Genomic DNA, 15,942 nt, shown 5'->3' on the forward strand with positions numbered 1-15,942 from the left:
GTAAATGGCAGACAACCAGAACTTGGAATTGAAGCGGGAACATAAGATGAAGCTAAATTACACGTACAAATTCGAAGATTATCTGGCAATCAATAACGCACGTGATAAGAACAGAAAAAATGCGAAAACTTATCAAATAATATTGTACTTCTTTATTCTATTAAATATCGCGGTGTCTTTGAACTGGCTTTACAAAGTTACGGCATTTGACATGGCATGGGAATATTGGATGCTTATAAACCCATTTGCATTGCTACTTCTTCCATTTAATTTCTATGTTCTAAGGCCGTGGAAACTCCGGCGACATTATAAATTACAGCTTTTGGATAACAAGCAAGTTGATTTCGAAATAACGGATAAGGGGGTAGTCTCAGCAACCGACGGTCATATAGGTGAGTCTGATTGGACGCGGATTATCAAAGCAAATGAGGAAGAAAGACATTTTCTACTTTGGGTTAATCATGCAAACGCATATTCTATCCCCAAGCGGGCATTTTCAAGCCTCGAAGATGAACAATACCTGCGCGACATGATTGCAAAACACGTGATATAGGAATGCATACTTCTAATGGTTTATTGATATCCGCATTTAGGCATAAAATATCAAGTGTGAAATTAAAATTTGACCTTTCACCAAAATCACAGCAATGTGATCTTAACTGGAAGTCAAACTCCAACGAAAGAAGGCCGCTCAACTTGAGCGGCCTTTGTCAATTTGTGGTACGACATATCCAACTTAACTGAACATATCGGAAGTAATGCCTTTATACCAACCTTCTGATTCTTCATAAGTCGTCTTCCGAAGCTCAGCATCTTCACCTGTTGCCGAGATAAACTTATCGACGACTTCTATAGCTTCAGCACCTGCCTTATAGCTTGCACCCACTTTGACGCCATTGTCATTATCAATCAAACTCCAACACGTATTCGCAAATTTAGGTTCAAAAATGCGAGAACCGGTCAACTCACCCCGGATTGCGTTTGCAGCTACTTTAGCTTGGCTATTTGCAGAAAAACCTGATTTTGGCATTGCGGAAGCAACAGATGCATCGCCAAGAACATGAATATTCGGATCCGCTTTAGACGCCATTGTCGCGGGGATAATTGGAGCCCAATCACCATCAGTCACACCAGCGGCCATGGCGATTGAACCTGCTTTTTGCGCAGGGACTACAGACGCAGCATCTGCTTTAAATGTTTCAAGATCTGTCTCTATCTCCAGCGTATCGGGATTAACATTTTTAATTCCACCATGAAGGTCCGAGCCAATCCATTCAATCATATCCGGATAATTGTCTTGCCAACCTTCCATAAACAAAGCCTGCTTGGAGAACTTTTCTTTTTGATCCAACACGATAATCTTCGCGGTTGGATTTTTCTCTCTTAGAATATGAGCAATCATTGACACGCGCTCATAAGGACCTGGAGGACATCGGAAAGGATTTGGCGGAGGAACCATTATGAATGTTCCACCTTCTTTCATATTTTCAACCTGATGCTTAATCAATTGAACCTGGCTGCCAGATTTCCAGCCGTGAGGCATGGTATCTTGCGCATCCACAGAGTAACCAGAAACACTTTCGTATTTCATATCAATACCAGGTGACAGGATTAATTTATCATAGGTAACGTTGGCTCCAGATGCCAATTTCACCTGCTTGTTTGCACCATCAACGCTCATAGCCCAATCATGAATGACATTGATACTATGATTGTTTGTCAGCCCATCATATGTATGACCGATTGATGCATAATCGCGGAAACCGCCGAGATAAAGATTTGAAAAAAAGCAAGAGTAATATTGCTTACTTGCTTCAATTAAAGTCACATCAATCGCACCCTTGCTATCTTTTGCGATGTAGCGTGCAGCTGTTGCACCACCAGCACCACCGCCTATAACAACGACGCGGGGTTTTGCTTGACCGAAACTTAGACTAGGAGCTGCTAGTGTGGTTGCAGCTAGACCCGTTAATCCTACAAAATGCCTTCTGTTCATCTTCATATTACACTCCTCCCATGTTAATCGACCCGAACTACGGTTCGATAGTTTCGAAATAGGCTGCAAGTGCAGCCAATTCCTCGTCATTTAACCTCTTCGAAATAGTGTTCATTACTAAGTGCTCTCGCTGGTCATGTTTGTATTCAAACATAGCGTATATAAAGCTATCCGTTGGCCAACCCACAATTGCCGGTATGCCATCAACCTCGCCACTGATTTGATGACAAGTGACACATTCACCAGATAGATATTCGCCATATTCAACATCACCCTTTATCTGGTTCGCCGCCCGTGAGAGCCTATCGATATCGACTTCATCCATTGCCTTCGCAAATACAGTTACACCAGCCAGCGCTATTGCCAACCAAACAAGTGCTATGCTGCTATTTTTCAAAACGGCAAACACTTGATTGACTATCATTCTATCGACCCAGCGCCATCATCCACATCGGCATCTGGCGTAACATCTAGTACGCGTGCACGCATGGTCACTTGCGCAAGTCCCTGCTGGCAATCTGTCATGCAAGGCTCTGTTGCAATAGAATATTGCGGTTCGTCATTGCGATTATCGACAATGAAATTTTCTTCATTGGGTAGACGAATTTCACCGAAGTTGGATTTTGAAAGTTCAAACTCCTCATCATCGACGATGTCGTTCAGGTAAAGAAGATAGGCCGTTAATGCATAAACGTCATCATTGGATAATGAACGGGCATTGCCAAATGGCATGGCTCGATTTACATAATCAAACACAGTGGATAGATAGGGCCAATATGAACCGATCGTCTTTTCTGGACGTTCTTCGGTTAGTGTATCCTGACCGCCCGCCAATACAGGCCATCGATCTTTACCCTCACCAAAATCACCGTGGCAAACAGCGCAGTTATCAGTGTAGATCGGCTCACCTTGCGCGACGGTTCCTTTACCTTCGGGTAAACCTTTACCGTCTGGCCGAATGTCTATATCCCATGCAGAAATCTCCGCATCTAGAGCTTTACGTCCCAGATGAAATATACCGTGTTTTGGCACCACCACATCTTTTGCCTCTGTTGCTGTTGTTGTTGCAACTTCGGCCGCTGGTTCTGGTTTTCCAACTTCATCCGCGGCGTTCGATTTTTCCGTTACGGGTTCTACAACTGGAGCTTCTTCCCCAGCGATTTCTGTGCTCTCAGATGAGAATGTTTTTAAATATGCTATAAGATTGTCTCTGTCTTTTTGTTTTTTGAGACCTGCAAATGACATTCTGGTTTTTTTGATCATTTTTTTTGGTTTCGTTAGAAACTGATGCATTGTTTCATCATTCCAAACCAAACCTTCATCACCAGCAATTTTCATATTTTTGGAATATTTAAAACCTTCAATACTCCCGGCTACCCTTCCAAAGACATCATTAAGTTGGGGTCCAACTTTGTTTTTGGCGCCATCACCTACTGCGTGGCAAGCTTTGCACTTTTTAAAAACCTTCTCGCCTTTTGCCGCATCTTGCGCTGTTGCAAGCCCGACTGCCGACAAAAATAATGCTAGAGCAAGAATGCTTGGTTTAAGAAATTTCAACATTTTCAGCACTCCCGTCGGCTTTAATATGCCAGGTTTGGATAGAATTGTTATGATAGATAGAACTTACACCGCGCTCTTTTCGCAATGCGTTTTTCGTAGGCTGGATATTTCCCATTTCATCAATCGCCCTGCTTTGCAAAAATAACTCAGAGCCATCCCAGTCAAAATCATGGTAAAAACGATGCATCGATTTATCAAAGCTTGGTCCGTCTAGGCGGGCCGTTTTCCAGTTACGGCCACCATCGATAGAGACGTCGACACGTTTGATTTTTCCATACCCTGACCACGCCACACCGGTTAAAACGGTTGCGCCTTTTCCATGAGTAATCGGCGCTTGGGGGCTTGGATTTGTGATGACTGATTTAACATCCATCGTCCACGTAAACCGTCTGGCTTTTCCATCTTCCAAAAGGTCGGTGTATTTGGAGGTTTCTTCACGATGATGCCAAGGTTGATCGCCAACTTCTAAACGGCGCAACCACTTGACCCACATATTGCCTTCCCAGCCCGGAACAACCAGCCGAACAGGATAACCTTGTTCCGGGCGCAGGGCTTCACCATTCATCTTGAACGCAACAAGACAATCGTCCAAGGCTTTTTCCATTGGTATAGAGCGCGTCATAGCCGCAGCATCCGCACCTTCTGCAAGCAACCACTTTCCTTCAGGTTTAATACCAGCTTCATTAAGCAGATGTTTTAACGGTACGCCCGTATACATCACATTATGGATCATACCGTGGGTGAATTGGCAGCCATTTAACTGAGCGCCACGCCATTCCATCCCGGAGTTAGCAGCACACTCAAGGAAATAGATTCTGTTCTCACGAGGGAAGCGCTTTATATCTTCAAGAGTAAACACTAGAGGTATATCTACCAAACCATTGATCATAAGGCGGTGATCTTCAGGAGCAATCTCAGCAATACCGCCATGATGCCGCTCAAAGCACAAACCATTTGGCGTGATAATACCATCCAGCTCATGCAGTGGCGTAAAGTTAACTGATGATTTTGGATCGGCGGTTAACCATGCCACATCGCGGCGAACAACATTTTTTTCAAATTCAGAAGGCACACCATAAGGCGCAGCATCCACTCCATCTCCTAGATACCGGTTCCAATCCTGTACGTCAGTGATCAGCGGTTCGGGCGTCGCAGCCTTTGTCCCGTTGGAAGCTAAAAGGCTAGTTGCAGCGGCGGCGCTGCCAGCCAAAGCAGTCTTTGACAATAAAGATCGTCGGCTGGGGTTTTCTAATTGCTCAGTTTTTTCACTCTTTTCGAGTGGAAGATGATTATTATATTTGTCCGGCATTCATGTCCTCCTGAAGATAAATATAATATATTCAAAAAACACTATATATCAAGTGATTTTAACCTCTCCATCAATCCTCAATTAGCCCGCAACCGTCACACTTTCATTCTTCGGCATATTGATTATCTGTTTTTTCGTAATGTAATCTTCCATAAGATCGTAGATCGCGGGTCCTTCAACTCCCTCATTAACCGAGGCCCAGCCAGCAACCACATAATTACGCGATGCTTCCAATAATTCGCCGGTTTTAAGCAAGGTCATATTGCTTATCCGATTGCCAATTTCATTTGCTGGAGCGCATGTATAGCCCATACCGCCCACACGGACCATATCGCCACCTTGCTGAAAGAACGGATCTTTATTGAAGAGGTTGTCACAAACATCCTCCAATATTTCCTTGAGTTGTGCGCCGGAGAATTCTAATCTGTAGACACTTGGGTAATTCATACTTGTTTGGTTATAGAGATCATCAATCGTGATATCTTGACCGGGTAGAAGGGTTGTCCCCCAACGGAAGCCTGGTGACAGAGATATCTCCGCATCCCGTTCTTCGATCAGCCCTTCGCAAATCAAATCATCCCACGTACCGTTAAAATTGCCACGGCGATATAATAATCCTTCGGTCTTGCCGATTATGCGATTACACTCAGCTTCATAAGGTGCGCGTACTTCGTCAATTTTAGCGCTCATTTCCGCATCTGGCTTTATGACATCAGAAAATATTGGTATCAGATATGATGAAAAATCGACGACTTTTCCACCCTGAACATCAAGGTCGACCCGTCCCAAATATTTGCCATGCGAACCCGAAGATAAAACCAGAGTGGAACCGATTTCGATGGCTTTGGGAACTGCGTCATGTGTGTGGCCAGTCAAAATAACGTCGATGCCAGACACTACTGTTGCCAGTTTCTGGTCAACATCAAAGCCGTTATGAGATAGTAATACAACAACATCTGCACCAGCGGTACGGGCTGCATCAACATTCTCCTGAATAACTTCAGGCCGTATTCCAAAAGACCAATTGGGTATCATCCACCGCGGGTTTGCAATTGGCGTATAAGGCATTGCCTGGCCGATAACCGCAATTTTGCTCCCACCTTTTTCGTAAAATGCAGTATGCTCGAATACCGGCTCGTCCCACTCCGTATCAAAAATATTACTCGCTAGAAATGGATAACCCATATCATCGATAATCTCTTCCACACGATCTTGCCCAAATGTAAATTCCCAATGCCCGACCATCGCATCGGGCTTTAGAAGTTTCATACAGTCGACCATATCCTGACCATTTGTCTTTAACGATGTGTATGAGCCTTGCCATGTATCACCGCCGTCTAACAACAAGACGCTATCATCACCGCGATCAGCGCGAATAGCTTTGATGATAGTTGCCGTGCGATCTAAGCCTCCAAGTTTGCCGTACGTGCGCGCTAAGTCCACATAATCCACCATTGTATGCGCGTAAGCGAGCGGGGAACCCTTGTCTATGCCAAAATGTGATAGAAAAGTTTCACCTACCAAATGCGGCGGAATACCCTCAAAAGCCCCTACTCCGATATTTGTATCTGGCGGACGGAAATAAACTGGTTTTAACTGTGCATGCACGTCAGTGATATGCAGCAACGTTACTTTACCTTTAGCATCAAACTTGAGAAGGTCATCCTGTGTAATTTTTTGCTGAGCAAGAGCGCGTGTTGCATTGCCTAAATATCCGGCTGATGCCGAGAGCGCTGCACCTGCAATGGCTGTGTATTGCAAAAAATCACGACGAGTAACCATTTTCATTCTCTCAAATTTAAAAACACATAGACAAGCCAACGAGATAGATATTCATCATATACTCGGCGGATATAGTTTATTGGAAGGGCAAGATGCCCAACCAATTAGTTTCTAATCGCTGGTGTTTCCACTGAAAGCCCTGTCCCACGCCATGTCACGTAGACTTCGAGCGCCATCAATTCGTCAGAAAAAGCTGCCGGATACTCCGCACGCGTGTCCCGAATACAACCCCTAAAACGATTGTGAACTGATACCAAATCAGATTGCTTCAAACGATATGTCGGAAAACCATTCAGCTGCCCCTGACTAAGGTGATCAGCACGAATGCGATTACCCGCATTTTGTTCATGACAGGATGCGCATGATAAATTAAGTTGACCTGTACGAGTATAGTATTTTTCCTTGCCGCGATCCCACCATGACTGCATATCACCAACACTTAGATCAAGTGCAACAGGCATTCCAAGAGACTGATTTTTAATGTATGCGGTAAGTGGCTTCTGGCCGCCTTTATCAAAAGCATAAGGTTCTGCACCCATGTTTTCTTCGCGGCATTGATTAATTTTCAACTCGATATTGATCGGCTTATTATTCTTTGCGTCCCATTTAGGATAATTGGAACCAACACCCTTCATGCTTTCAGCGGCATCGCCATGGCAACTGGCACAAGATTTACCTGCGCTACCCTCGACCTTGTTCCAAAGTGCCTCGCCCTCTTCAACACGTAGCATCCCTGGATTATCGAAACTATCTGACTGAAGAGCACGCGTTTCGGAGGTTCTATATCTCCAACCAGAAATAACCTCATCCACCGGATGACCTTCCGGCGCTTTGGTAAGAGTCGTCATTTCAATCTCACCATCTATAATCAATTCCTGATCCACAGGATCGGCATTCACTGCTGAAACAGTTCCCAAGACTGCAGCGCTAGCAATCAATATTTTGCTTATAGTAACTTTCAAAACATTCCCTCCCGAATGTGACGCTTATCAAACGCCAACCTAGATAGATCTAGCTCACAGTTATTTCTTTCTCACTGGTGTAGACGCTGCCATCATCATCAGTCCAAGAGAATTTAAACGTACCAGATTCATTCATTCTAACCGTAAATTCAACATAAGGATTTGCTGAAACAGCAGCATGCACATCGGCAGAAAAAACGAGCACACCGTTAAACGTTGCTTCGAATTTATTTATGATTTTACGAGGGATAAGTTTGCCCTCTTTATCTTTACGCTGGCCTGATTCCATTTTGTGGCTGATCAGCGTTTTAATTGTAATGACCTCTCCAGCCTCGGCTGTTTTGGGTACTTTTACACGTGGTTTAGATGCCATTCTCGTTCTCCTTCAGATCAACCGCCACATCCGCCGATAGTGACCTTAACCTGCTTCTTATCCATAAATACTGATCCGTCGGCCATTTTTGCAACTGCAATAACATTTTGTGTTCTTGCTAGACGCATACGCGTTGTTGCACTTGCAGATCCGCTCAAAGCCGTAAAGTGAAACTGCACGACATCCGGCGAAGGATTGTCTTCTGCAAAAATTGCTACGAATTCCACCATATCGCCGTCGACCATTTTACTGTCGACAGACACACCAACGGGAACGGTATTTCCGTTTTCCGCAATTTCCGGTGCTGTTAAGGTAACCTTACCCATTTCAGGCATCTTGCCACCGGTAAGTGCCAATATAGCTTGTTCAGTTTCTTGGACTCCTGCCCAGCTTGATGATACGCTCAAACCAGAGGCTGCGAACGCTGCTGCGCCTGCAGAAAGTGTGAGAGCTTGTCGGCGTGTAAGTTTCATTGCCGTTTCCTTTTCTATTCTTTCAGCGTACTTAAATACGCGATTACATCCTCAATTTGCTCAGCACTCAGGATGGTTTTGCCAATCAGGTCTTTGCGGACATCTTGACCAACTTCCAGAGAATAAAATCCTGGCATAACAGTTTCATCCCCGAATACGGCCTTAGAGTTAACCAAAATTGCGCGCAATTGCTGTGGCTCCCAACGATCGGCAACACCATCCATCTCAGGACCAACATCACCATGAAATAGCTGCTTGACCATGTCTTTATTTGCATGACAGGCCAGACAATTACCCAATTTTTTATTGCCAAAAACAGTCGCACCTACCTCTGCATTGCCTGCGGAACCTGTCAGCGACATAGCAACCTCGCCGTCGACAATGGTTACATTTTCCGGCGCTATAATTTCTGCGTTAGATATCGAAGTTCCGGCAAGCAAAAAAATTGCCGCAATCATCCCTCTACGAAAGATCATAGATTGTTCCTCCAAAATTTGGTGCGACCCTCCGACGCACCACTCCTCAATTGAACGCTAACCTTAATCGAATTCAGAATCAATGCATAAATTGCATTTTTTGAATGTATTCAATAAACTTATTCGACGATAAGCTTACCTGCCGCTCGTGCTTCCTCGATTTTGCGTGCGTGATACTTCTGGAAATGCTCTTCGCCTTCATAACCTTTTTCATTAACCCATTTAAACATATCTAAGAATGTCCATTTGCCAAACGCACCGGGCATCTTTGAAACAGCAATATCTGTCGTCGTCTTCCCTTCTTCAGTCCTTTCCGGCAAGAACATCATTGTAGGTGTGAACACTATGCCCCATTTTCTCGCGGCAGTTTTTTCCGTAAGGGTTTCTCCATCGGTATCGATGACTTCTTCATCACCAAATAAATTGAATTGCACTACATTAAAGTTGGCCTTGATGTAATCAGCCACTTCTGGATCGCTCAATAATTCCTCGTGCATCTTTGCACAGTAAATACAGCCGCGTTGCTCAAATATGATAACGAGCCGTTTCCCCTCTTCGCTCGCTGTTTCTATATCTTCTGCGACATCCTTGAATGTGAGTGAAAACCAGTCTTGCTTATGCAAACCGTCTTCACCAATTGTGCCGGCGTGCGCGTTGCTCACAGTAGTGAACATCACAAATAAATAACAAAGAACATATTTCATAATTTATCCTATCCGATGGTTGCGAAACTGGGAAAAGTTTCAAGCAGCCACTGAGCTATACGTGACATGCTGCCTGTTATGAATAAAATTCCGGTCAACACCAAAAGCAGACCCATAGCGATTTCGACCTTTCTCAGATGCTTTTTAAATTTGCTGACGATGCTTAAAAACCTGCCGACAAACAACGCGGCGAGCATAAATGGAATACCAATTCCTAATGAGTATGCACCCAACAATGCCGCACCCCTCAAAGCGGTGCCTTCGCTACCTGCAACAAATAAAATTGCAGCCAGCACCGGACCTACACATGGGGTCCAGCCAAATGCGAATGCTAGCCCCATAATATAGGAACCGATAAAACCTGTACTATCGCGCTTAACCTCTACGCGTGCTTCTCGATAGAGCAAACCAATCTTAAATAGACCGAGAAAATGAAGCCCCATTATGATGATTAAAGAACCTGCGATAATGGCCAACGTATCGAAATGTTGCGCTATTGATTGTCCAATGAAACTCGCCGTTGCACCTAGAGCTACGAAGACAGTTGAAAATCCGAGAACGAAAAAAAATGACGCAAGGAATATGCGGCGGGCAGTCCCTTTATTAATGGAATCATCACTTAGTTCACTAAAACTGATCCCTGCCAGATATGCCAAATAAGGCGGTACGATTGGCAAAACACACGGCGATATAAACGACAATAGGCCCGCTAAAATTGCTCCGCCAATCCCAATATCAAGCATATTCTCTCCCCACTAGGTATTTGTTTATGTTTTTACAGGGCAGGCATAGAAAACATATGGATTTTACTATATATTGAAATCTGGAAATCGCAACGGGAAAATATAAATGCATCTGGAACTCAAAATATTCAGGCATTTTGCCATCGGCTACACAGCTTTAATTGCTATGTTTTCCGACGGTCGAGCTGCTGAACTTATTATGCTGGAGCAGCCTGGCTGTGCATGGTGTCAGCGCTGGCATCAGGAAATAGGCAGCATCTACCCAAAGACAGGTGAAGGATTAAAAGCACCATTGCGGCAAGTTAATATACACCAGCCTTGGCCTGAAGATTTAGCCAACATAAAAAAGGAACGCTTCACACCGACTTTTATTGTTGTATCCAATGGAGTTGAGATTGGTAGGTTAAGAGGATATACAGGGGATGAATTTTTCTGGTATTTATTAAATGAAGTACTGGATAAATTGCCTGATCCTTCAGGCCTGAGTAAAGATAATTCCTAGGGTAAAACGAATATGGCACTACCAAAATTGGACCCCAATGCAAGCCCCGCTGAACTTGCGGAGCTTTTAGCACAAGCAAAAAAGGCAAGTGAGCTTCTAAAAGCGCTCTCTCATGAGACGCGATTGCTTATCCTATGCTTATTGTCGGAGGGTGAAAAATCTGTTGGAGAGCTTGAAGAAATCATGTCTATGCCGCAAGCAGCGGTTTCACAGCAACTTGCACGTTTGCGTTTTGACCGACTTGTAACAACACGTCGAGAAGGTCGCATTATTTACTACAGCATAGCCAGCGCAGAAGTTGGTGGAATTATTGAACAATTATATGGGTTATTTTGCGCACCAGTGAGGCCTGATCAAAATCAATGATATAATATTCTTGCATTTGGGAGGGTGCGAAATATGGATATCTGGAATTATATGTTGCCACTGAGCGGCTTGCTAGCCGGTATTTTGCTTGGATATGTTGCTCGACGAAATTTCTTTTGCACATTATCAGCGCTTGAATCTCACTGGTACGGTAACAATTCAACAGGGTTACGCACATGGGTTCTTGCAGCAATTTGTGCAGCCTTTTTTACCCAAATCCTAATATATTTTGATATGGTTGATATCTCGCAGTCATTTTATCTAACTCCTAACTTTAGCTGGCTAGGTGCAATCATTGGTGGTCTTTCGTTTGGCTTTGGGATGGCTTTCGTGGGTACCTGCGGGTTTGGCGCTTTAGTCAGGCTTGGTGGCGGCAGTTTGAAGAGCTTTATTGCGCTTCTCATACTGGGCATTACAGCTTTATCGGCACAAAGGGGGTTGTTGGGATTTTCTAGAGCTGGTTTTACAGATAATTTTCAACTTGGTTTATTTGGTGCTGAAAATCAGTCAATCCCGGAAATTGTCAACAAGTTTTCAGGGTTAGATATATCACTATTTACGACATTAATTTTACTGGCCATTCCCCTGCATTGGGTTTTAAAGGATGCTAAGTTTCGCACAGAGATAAAAGGTTATGTTACCGCAGTTACAATTGGGATGATTTGCGCGTTTGGTTGGTATGTAACATCGCATGCCTCGCAAGTATCATTTGAAAATGTACAGATCGAGTCAATGAGCTTTGTCACACCAGTTGGAGACACACTTTTCCAGTTTGCAACTTTTACCGGGGTTGGACCAGACTATGGTGTTGGCCTGATTTTTGGTGTGGTTATAGGCGCTACAATCGCAGCAAGATCTGCAGATAACGTAACATGGGAAGCTTGCGATGATGCACGCGAACTTGGCCGCCATCTATTAGGAGCTGCCATGATGGGTTTTGGCGGCGTGTTAGCATTGGGCTGTACAATTGGCCAAGGCATTAGTGCTGCATCTTTACTGACCATTTCGGCGCCTATCACAATGCTATCTATCGGCTTAGGCGCAAAGATGGGCCTCGCATGGTTGCTGGAAGGTTCTATCAAGCCGGCATTTAGTTTTCGCTAACCCGCCTCGCTAGACTTGGACAAATTTGTATGCATTGCCTGACTTTTCTACACGACCTAACCCACCATTGGGCAAATGATAGCCAATTAGTTGCATCTTTTCTTGTGCCAACCGATCCAGTAATCTAACTCTGGTTTCAATTCCCCTTTCGCTATCGTGGTCAGAGCCAGACGGCCACGATGGCTTGGCAAAGGAAACAATATCGTTGGTAATCGCATCACCTATAACCATAAGGCTTTCATCATCACTTGCGCCATGGATCACAAATGCCATATGGCCAGGCGTGTGGCCAGATGTATCAAAAGCCTCAACACCGGAAATGACCTCATCACCTGAATTAAAAAGCTGAACGCGTTCTTTCATCACGTCCAACCTATTTTGTGCGCCAACGGCAAAAATTTCTCGCCCGTCACTCATTTGTTGAATTACGTCTTCGCTCGTCCAAAAATCCCATTCCACCTGCGGGAAATATAAATTGGCTTCTGGAAATGTTATCTCGTCAAAGTCATCAAGAATACCCCACAGATGATCAGGATGCCCATGGGTGAAGATCACGTCTGTAACCTCAGACACATCAATCCCCGCAGCGTCAAATGATTCCATCAGTTTTCCAGCACTTGGCATAAAATTACTTCCAGCACCTGCATCGAACAAAATTTTGCGATCACCATCTTCAACATATGTTAGGTTACATTTTGGCTCTAAAGCTTTGTTATTCATTCCGTGTTTAGCAAGGAATGGATCAAGCTCGGACTTATCTATGTCTGGGAAAAGAAAGGAAACAGGCAGTGAAAGATTTCCATCACTTAACGAGCTGATATTCTTTCCGCCAGATTGTAAAATCATCTTTGCCTGCAAGTTCCTCATTGGGATCAGCGCCGCGGCTGTTGCAGCCACACCAGTTTGCAAAACCTGTCGTCGGGTAAAATTCGTAAGACTCATGCCACTGCCCTCGATAACGCACATTGTGCCCAAAGCTCGCTGAGCGCATTTGCAAGATGCTCAATGTCTGTTGAACTGTGAAGTGGAGATGGCGTAAAGCGTAACCGTTCTGTTCCAACCGCTACGGTTGGGTAATTAATAGGTTGAACATAGACGCCATACTGATGCAGTAAAATATCAGATAGATATTTACACTTCTTGGCATCGCCAACCATAACTGGAACAATGTGGCTTTCATTGAGAAGGTGAGGAATTCCGCGTTTGTCTAGTGCGGCACGCAACTGCGCCACACGATCTCTCTGCATCTCTCGCTCAAGGTTGCTTGCTTTAAGATGCATAATTGACGCTTTTGCACCAGCGGCAATTGCCGGAGGCAAAGCCGTTGTAAAGATAAAGCCGCTCGCAAACGAGCGTACAAAGTCACAAATCACATGCGTACTTGTTATATACCCACCCATAACACCATAGGCTTTGCCAAGCGTGCCCTCAATAATTGTCACTCGATCCATGAGCCCATCTCGCTCCGCGATTCCACCACCGCGCGGACCATACAGTCCAACTGCGTGAACTTCATCAAGATATGTCATTGCATTAAATTCATCAGCGAGATCACAAATTTCCCTTATGTGTGAAATGTCCCCATCCATTGAATATACACTTTCAAACGCGATCAATTTCGGGTGATTGGGATCAACATCTGCCAACTTGTTTCGAAGATCTTCGAGATCATTATGTTTGAAAATAACGTAATTTGCACGACTATGACGGATGCCCTCAATCATAGACGCATGATTTTTTTCATCAGAAAATACGATGCAATTGTCAATTCGCGAAGCGATTGTTGATAATGCCGCCCAATTTGACACATAGCCAGATGTGAATAAAAGTGCGTCTTCTTTTTGATGCAAGTCGGCAAGCTCTTTCTCAAGATCAACATGATACTTATTCGTGCCAGAAATATTCCTCGTTCCGCCTGCACCCGCGCCACATTCTTCAAGTGCAGCTTTCATTGCAGCAAGTGTCTTAGGGTTTTGCCCCATACCTAAATAATCATTTGAACACCAAACTGTGATATCATCTGGGCCTTCTTTATGATGAAGTTTAGCAGTTGGAAATGCGCCAGCTTTGCGTTCTATGTTGCGGAACACACGATAATTTCCATCATCATGTAGTTGTCTTAACTGGCGTTCAAAAAGCTCATTAAAATGCATATGATTTTTCCTATGTATTGTAACAAACTGCAAACTTTCAAGATAAAGGTCAACCCAATCTCAGATATTTTTTAGAAATTTCAGGACAGTGGAAAATTAACATTCACAGGTAATTTGAACCTTGCCATGCTTAGAACCATAGTATTTTAGACCATGCACTCAAAGAAGTAGTCGAAAAGCAATGAGAAACACTTAAACACCTGCGACGTGTTCATTGCTCTTTCTTTACAATTTTACATAGAACTATTTGGGTCATTAGCATAGATAATGCCATATAGCTTATTGGTTGGATTCATTTTGTTCGACCTTCACATACACCATCACCAAGAAGCATTGGTGGTCCCCGTGCTAGAACTGTGCAAGTTATAAATAGGTAAATTAAGATCTAAAGAAGCATTTTCACAATCTAAATCAGCAGGTTAATGGTGCACCCGTTGAGATTCGAACTCAAGACCTCTGCCTTCGGAGCTAAGGATTGGATGGTTTTTCATCAATGATTTCAATACACTATTTTTGCTGTGCTTTTGCTGCTCACTTTGATCAGCCAATAAGTTAGCATCGATAGGTTTGATATTGTCCAAATACAAACGCTGTAATCTTCGACTGCGTTTCAGCATTTCCCAATTATGTATTTTGTCATAAATTTGCGAGTCCGTAAGTGTTCTCGTTTTGGGTAAGCTTGCATCTAATGTCTGATTAAAGAGCAGTTCTTTTATTTCAGCTGGTTCAGCTTCAATTGATATTTGAATTTTCATTAGAACATCCAAAATAGATAAGCTGACATTGCAGCAAATAATCCAAACACCACGTAGCTTTCATTACCATGCCAAAGGATGGTCCAGGTAAATTGAGCAATGGCACCAATGAACTTGAATGCAAGCACAAAACAGATTGTGCTTGCTATGAATATGACCGCTAAACCCATCAGCTGGACTTTGTGGTTTTGGATGTGTGCTGAGCAGTAGGTTTCTTGTTCTTACCAAATGGTTTGCGCTCTGCGATTAGTTTTTCAAGCTGTTGATCAAGTTCACCAGCAATAACAGCAGCACGTACAGTTTCAATTGTACTAGCTAAATCTTCAATACCACCGACTTCAACGGATTTATGATTGTCATCCAATGGAATGATTTTATTTCCATCTTTCAGCGTTAGCACGAGTGCACCATGTTCATTGGCCCACCACCATTTTTTAACTGTACGGCTTTGAGTAATCAGTTCTTTCTCACCTGTTTGCACGTTTTTAACCCAGCGTTTTACTTCCTCAGTAAATTCAGAACCATCTTTTTCAGCTTCTGCTGCAAGCAGTTGTTGATCAAGTTTGCGTAATAGTTTGATCCGTTTACGGGCTAATGGCGTAAGCGGCTGATTAGGAGTTGTTGTTGTCAGTGTAAGTTTGGACAAATTGGACATGGAAAGAACCTCAAATAAATACAGAGGTC

The 15,942-nt window shown here is 43.7% G+C and carries 19 protein-coding genes; 4 read left to right on the forward strand and 15 right to left on the reverse strand.

What is annotated here, in order from left to right:
* Positions 1–46: 46 nt before the first annotated feature.
* Positions 47–553 carry a YcxB family protein gene (locus G3W54_RS05500; protein WP_162652108.1) on the forward strand — a complete coding sequence of 169 codons (507 nt, stop codon included), beginning with the start codon at positions 47–49 and terminating at the stop codon, positions 551–553.
* Between the two features lie 183 nt (positions 554–736).
* Here G3W54_RS05500 and G3W54_RS05505 read toward each other — a convergent pair whose 3' ends face one another.
* The 11 genes from G3W54_RS05505 to G3W54_RS05555 form a co-directional block, all read right to left on the reverse strand.
* Positions 737–2,002, reverse strand: coding sequence for an NAD(P)/FAD-dependent oxidoreductase (locus tag G3W54_RS05505; RefSeq protein WP_162652109.1), 1,266 nt, complete (start codon positions 2,000–2,002; stop codon positions 737–739).
* A 31-nt stretch (positions 2,003–2,033) separates the two neighbouring features.
* On the reverse strand, positions 2,034–2,420 hold the full coding sequence (locus tag G3W54_RS05510) for a c-type cytochrome (RefSeq protein WP_162652110.1): 387 nt from the start codon (positions 2,418–2,420) through the stop codon (positions 2,034–2,036).
* On the reverse strand, positions 2,417–3,556 hold the full coding sequence (locus G3W54_RS05515; RefSeq protein ID WP_162652111.1) for a c-type cytochrome: 1,140 nt from the start codon (positions 3,554–3,556) through the stop codon (positions 2,417–2,419). The genes G3W54_RS05510 and G3W54_RS05515 overlap by 4 nt, the downstream gene beginning before the upstream one ends.
* Positions 3,540–4,865 carry a sulfite dehydrogenase gene (gene soxC / locus G3W54_RS05520; RefSeq protein ID WP_162652112.1) on the reverse strand — a complete coding sequence of 442 codons (1,326 nt, stop codon included), beginning with the start codon at positions 4,863–4,865 and terminating at the stop codon, positions 3,540–3,542. The genes G3W54_RS05515 and soxC overlap by 17 nt, the downstream gene beginning before the upstream one ends.
* An 81-nt stretch (positions 4,866–4,946) precedes the next feature.
* Positions 4,947–6,647 carry a thiosulfohydrolase SoxB gene (gene soxB / locus G3W54_RS05525; RefSeq protein WP_162652113.1) on the reverse strand — a complete coding sequence of 567 codons (1,701 nt, stop codon included), beginning with the start codon at positions 6,645–6,647 and terminating at the stop codon, positions 4,947–4,949.
* Positions 6,648–6,751: 104 nt separating this feature from the next.
* Complete coding sequence (gene soxA / locus G3W54_RS05530) at positions 6,752–7,582, reverse strand: sulfur oxidation c-type cytochrome SoxA (protein WP_244627904.1); 831 nt, start codon at positions 7,580–7,582, stop codon at positions 6,752–6,754.
* Positions 7,583–7,658: 76 nt separating this feature from the next.
* Positions 7,659–7,982, reverse strand: coding sequence for a thiosulfate oxidation carrier complex protein SoxZ (soxZ, locus tag G3W54_RS05535; RefSeq protein ID WP_162652114.1), 324 nt, complete (start codon positions 7,980–7,982; stop codon positions 7,659–7,661).
* 17 nt (positions 7,983–7,999) lie between these two features.
* The gene (gene soxY, locus G3W54_RS05540) at positions 8,000–8,455 is read right to left on the reverse strand and encodes a thiosulfate oxidation carrier protein SoxY (RefSeq protein ID WP_162652115.1); all 456 of its coding nucleotides are present in this window, start codon (positions 8,453–8,455) and stop codon (positions 8,000–8,002) included.
* Between the two features lie 14 nt (positions 8,456–8,469).
* Positions 8,470–8,931: a sulfur oxidation c-type cytochrome SoxX gene (gene soxX, locus G3W54_RS05545; RefSeq protein ID WP_162652116.1), complete on the reverse strand. Its 462-nt coding sequence runs from the start codon at positions 8,929–8,931 to the stop codon at positions 8,470–8,472.
* 119 nt (positions 8,932–9,050) lie between these two features.
* Positions 9,051–9,605, reverse strand: coding sequence for a thioredoxin family protein (locus tag G3W54_RS05550; protein ID WP_244627905.1), 555 nt, complete (start codon positions 9,603–9,605; stop codon positions 9,051–9,053).
* A gap of 38 nt (positions 9,606–9,643) precedes the next feature.
* Positions 9,644–10,378 carry a cytochrome c biogenesis protein CcdA gene (locus G3W54_RS05555; protein ID WP_162652118.1) on the reverse strand — a complete coding sequence of 245 codons (735 nt, stop codon included), beginning with the start codon at positions 10,376–10,378 and terminating at the stop codon, positions 9,644–9,646.
* A 106-nt stretch (positions 10,379–10,484) separates the two neighbouring features.
* On the opposite strand from G3W54_RS05555, the gene G3W54_RS05560 reads away from it, so the two are divergent.
* The 3 genes from G3W54_RS05560 to G3W54_RS05570 are packed head-to-tail and all read left to right on the forward strand — an operon-like array spanning position 10,485 to position 12,350.
* Positions 10,485–10,880: a transcriptional regulator gene (locus G3W54_RS05560; protein ID WP_244627839.1), complete on the forward strand. Its 396-nt coding sequence runs from the start codon at positions 10,485–10,487 to the stop codon at positions 10,878–10,880.
* A gap of 12 nt (positions 10,881–10,892) precedes the next feature.
* Entirely contained in the window at positions 10,893–11,246 is a 354-nt protein-coding gene (locus G3W54_RS05565; protein WP_162652119.1) for a metalloregulator ArsR/SmtB family transcription factor, read from the forward strand.
* A gap of 33 nt (positions 11,247–11,279) precedes the next feature.
* Entirely contained in the window at positions 11,280–12,350 is a 1,071-nt protein-coding gene (locus tag G3W54_RS05570; RefSeq protein WP_162652120.1) for a YeeE/YedE family protein, read from the forward strand.
* A gap of 9 nt (positions 12,351–12,359) precedes the next feature.
* On the opposite strand, the gene G3W54_RS05575 is transcribed toward G3W54_RS05570, so the two are convergent.
* The 4 genes from G3W54_RS05575 to G3W54_RS05590 form a co-directional block, all read right to left on the reverse strand.
* Positions 12,360–13,292, reverse strand: a complete 933-nt coding sequence (locus G3W54_RS05575) for an MBL fold metallo-hydrolase (protein ID WP_162652121.1) — start codon at positions 13,290–13,292, stop codon at positions 12,360–12,362.
* Complete coding sequence (gene hemA / locus G3W54_RS05580) at positions 13,289–14,503, reverse strand: 5-aminolevulinate synthase (protein ID WP_162652122.1); 1,215 nt, start codon at positions 14,501–14,503, stop codon at positions 13,289–13,291. Before hemA ends, G3W54_RS05575 begins: the two co-directional genes overlap by 4 nt.
* Positions 14,504–14,922: 419 nt before the next feature.
* Complete coding sequence (locus G3W54_RS05585; RefSeq protein WP_162652123.1) at positions 14,923–15,258, reverse strand: hypothetical protein; 336 nt, start codon at positions 15,256–15,258, stop codon at positions 14,923–14,925.
* A 169-nt stretch (positions 15,259–15,427) separates the two neighbouring features.
* Complete coding sequence (locus G3W54_RS05590) at positions 15,428–15,913, reverse strand: hypothetical protein (RefSeq protein WP_162652124.1); 486 nt, start codon at positions 15,911–15,913, stop codon at positions 15,428–15,430.
* Between the last annotated feature and the right edge of the window lie 29 nt (positions 15,914–15,942).

The sequence above is a fragment of the Lentilitoribacter sp. Alg239-R112 genome (assembly GCF_900537175.1).
Taxonomy (GTDB): domain Bacteria; phylum Pseudomonadota; class Alphaproteobacteria; order Rhizobiales; family Rhizobiaceae; genus Lentilitoribacter.

Bases quoted from the DNA above. Each gene is read 5' to 3' on its own strand.
- G3W54_RS05575 (WP_162652121.1), bottom strand. From the start codon at position 13,292: ATGAGTCTTACGAATTTTACCCGACGACAGGTTTTGCAAACTGGTGTG.
- G3W54_RS05500 (WP_162652108.1), top strand. From the start codon at position 47: ATGAAGCTAAATTACACGTACAAATTCGAAGATTATCTGGCAATCAAT.
- soxY (WP_162652115.1), bottom strand. From the start codon at position 8,455: ATGAAACTTACACGCCGACAAGCTCTCACACTTTCTGCAGGCGCAGCA.
- G3W54_RS05560 (WP_244627839.1), top strand. From the start codon at position 10,485: ATGCATCTGGAACTCAAAATATTCAGGCATTTTGCCATCGGCTACACA.
- G3W54_RS05585 (WP_162652123.1), bottom strand. From the start codon at position 15,258: ATGAAAATTCAAATATCAATTGAAGCTGAACCAGCTGAAATAAAAGAA.
- soxX (WP_162652116.1), bottom strand. From the start codon at position 8,931: ATGATCTTTCGTAGAGGGATGATTGCGGCAATTTTTTTGCTTGCCGGA.
- G3W54_RS05550 (WP_244627905.1), bottom strand. From the start codon at position 9,605: ATGTTCACTACTGTGAGCAACGCGCACGCCGGCACAATTGGTGAAGAC.
- soxC (WP_162652112.1), bottom strand. From the start codon at position 4,865: ATGCCGGACAAATATAATAATCATCTTCCACTCGAAAAGAGTGAAAAA.
- G3W54_RS05590 (WP_162652124.1), bottom strand. From the start codon at position 15,913: ATGTCCAATTTGTCCAAACTTACACTGACAACAACAACTCCTAATCAG.
- G3W54_RS05505 (WP_162652109.1), bottom strand. From the start codon at position 2,002: ATGAAGATGAACAGAAGGCATTTTGTAGGATTAACGGGTCTAGCTGCA.
- soxB (WP_162652113.1), bottom strand. From the start codon at position 6,647: ATGGTTACTCGTCGTGATTTTTTGCAATACACAGCCATTGCAGGTGCA.
- soxZ (WP_162652114.1), bottom strand. From the start codon at position 7,982: ATGGCATCTAAACCACGTGTAAAAGTACCCAAAACAGCCGAGGCTGGA.
- G3W54_RS05570 (WP_162652120.1), top strand. From the start codon at position 11,280: ATGGATATCTGGAATTATATGTTGCCACTGAGCGGCTTGCTAGCCGGT.
- G3W54_RS05555 (WP_162652118.1), bottom strand. From the start codon at position 10,378: ATGCTTGATATTGGGATTGGCGGAGCAATTTTAGCGGGCCTATTGTCG.
- G3W54_RS05515 (WP_162652111.1), bottom strand. From the start codon at position 3,556: ATGTTGAAATTTCTTAAACCAAGCATTCTTGCTCTAGCATTATTTTTG.
- G3W54_RS05565 (WP_162652119.1), top strand. From the start codon at position 10,893: ATGGCACTACCAAAATTGGACCCCAATGCAAGCCCCGCTGAACTTGCG.
- hemA (WP_162652122.1), bottom strand. From the start codon at position 14,503: ATGCATTTTAATGAGCTTTTTGAACGCCAGTTAAGACAACTACATGAT.
- G3W54_RS05510 (WP_162652110.1), bottom strand. From the start codon at position 2,420: ATGATAGTCAATCAAGTGTTTGCCGTTTTGAAAAATAGCAGCATAGCA.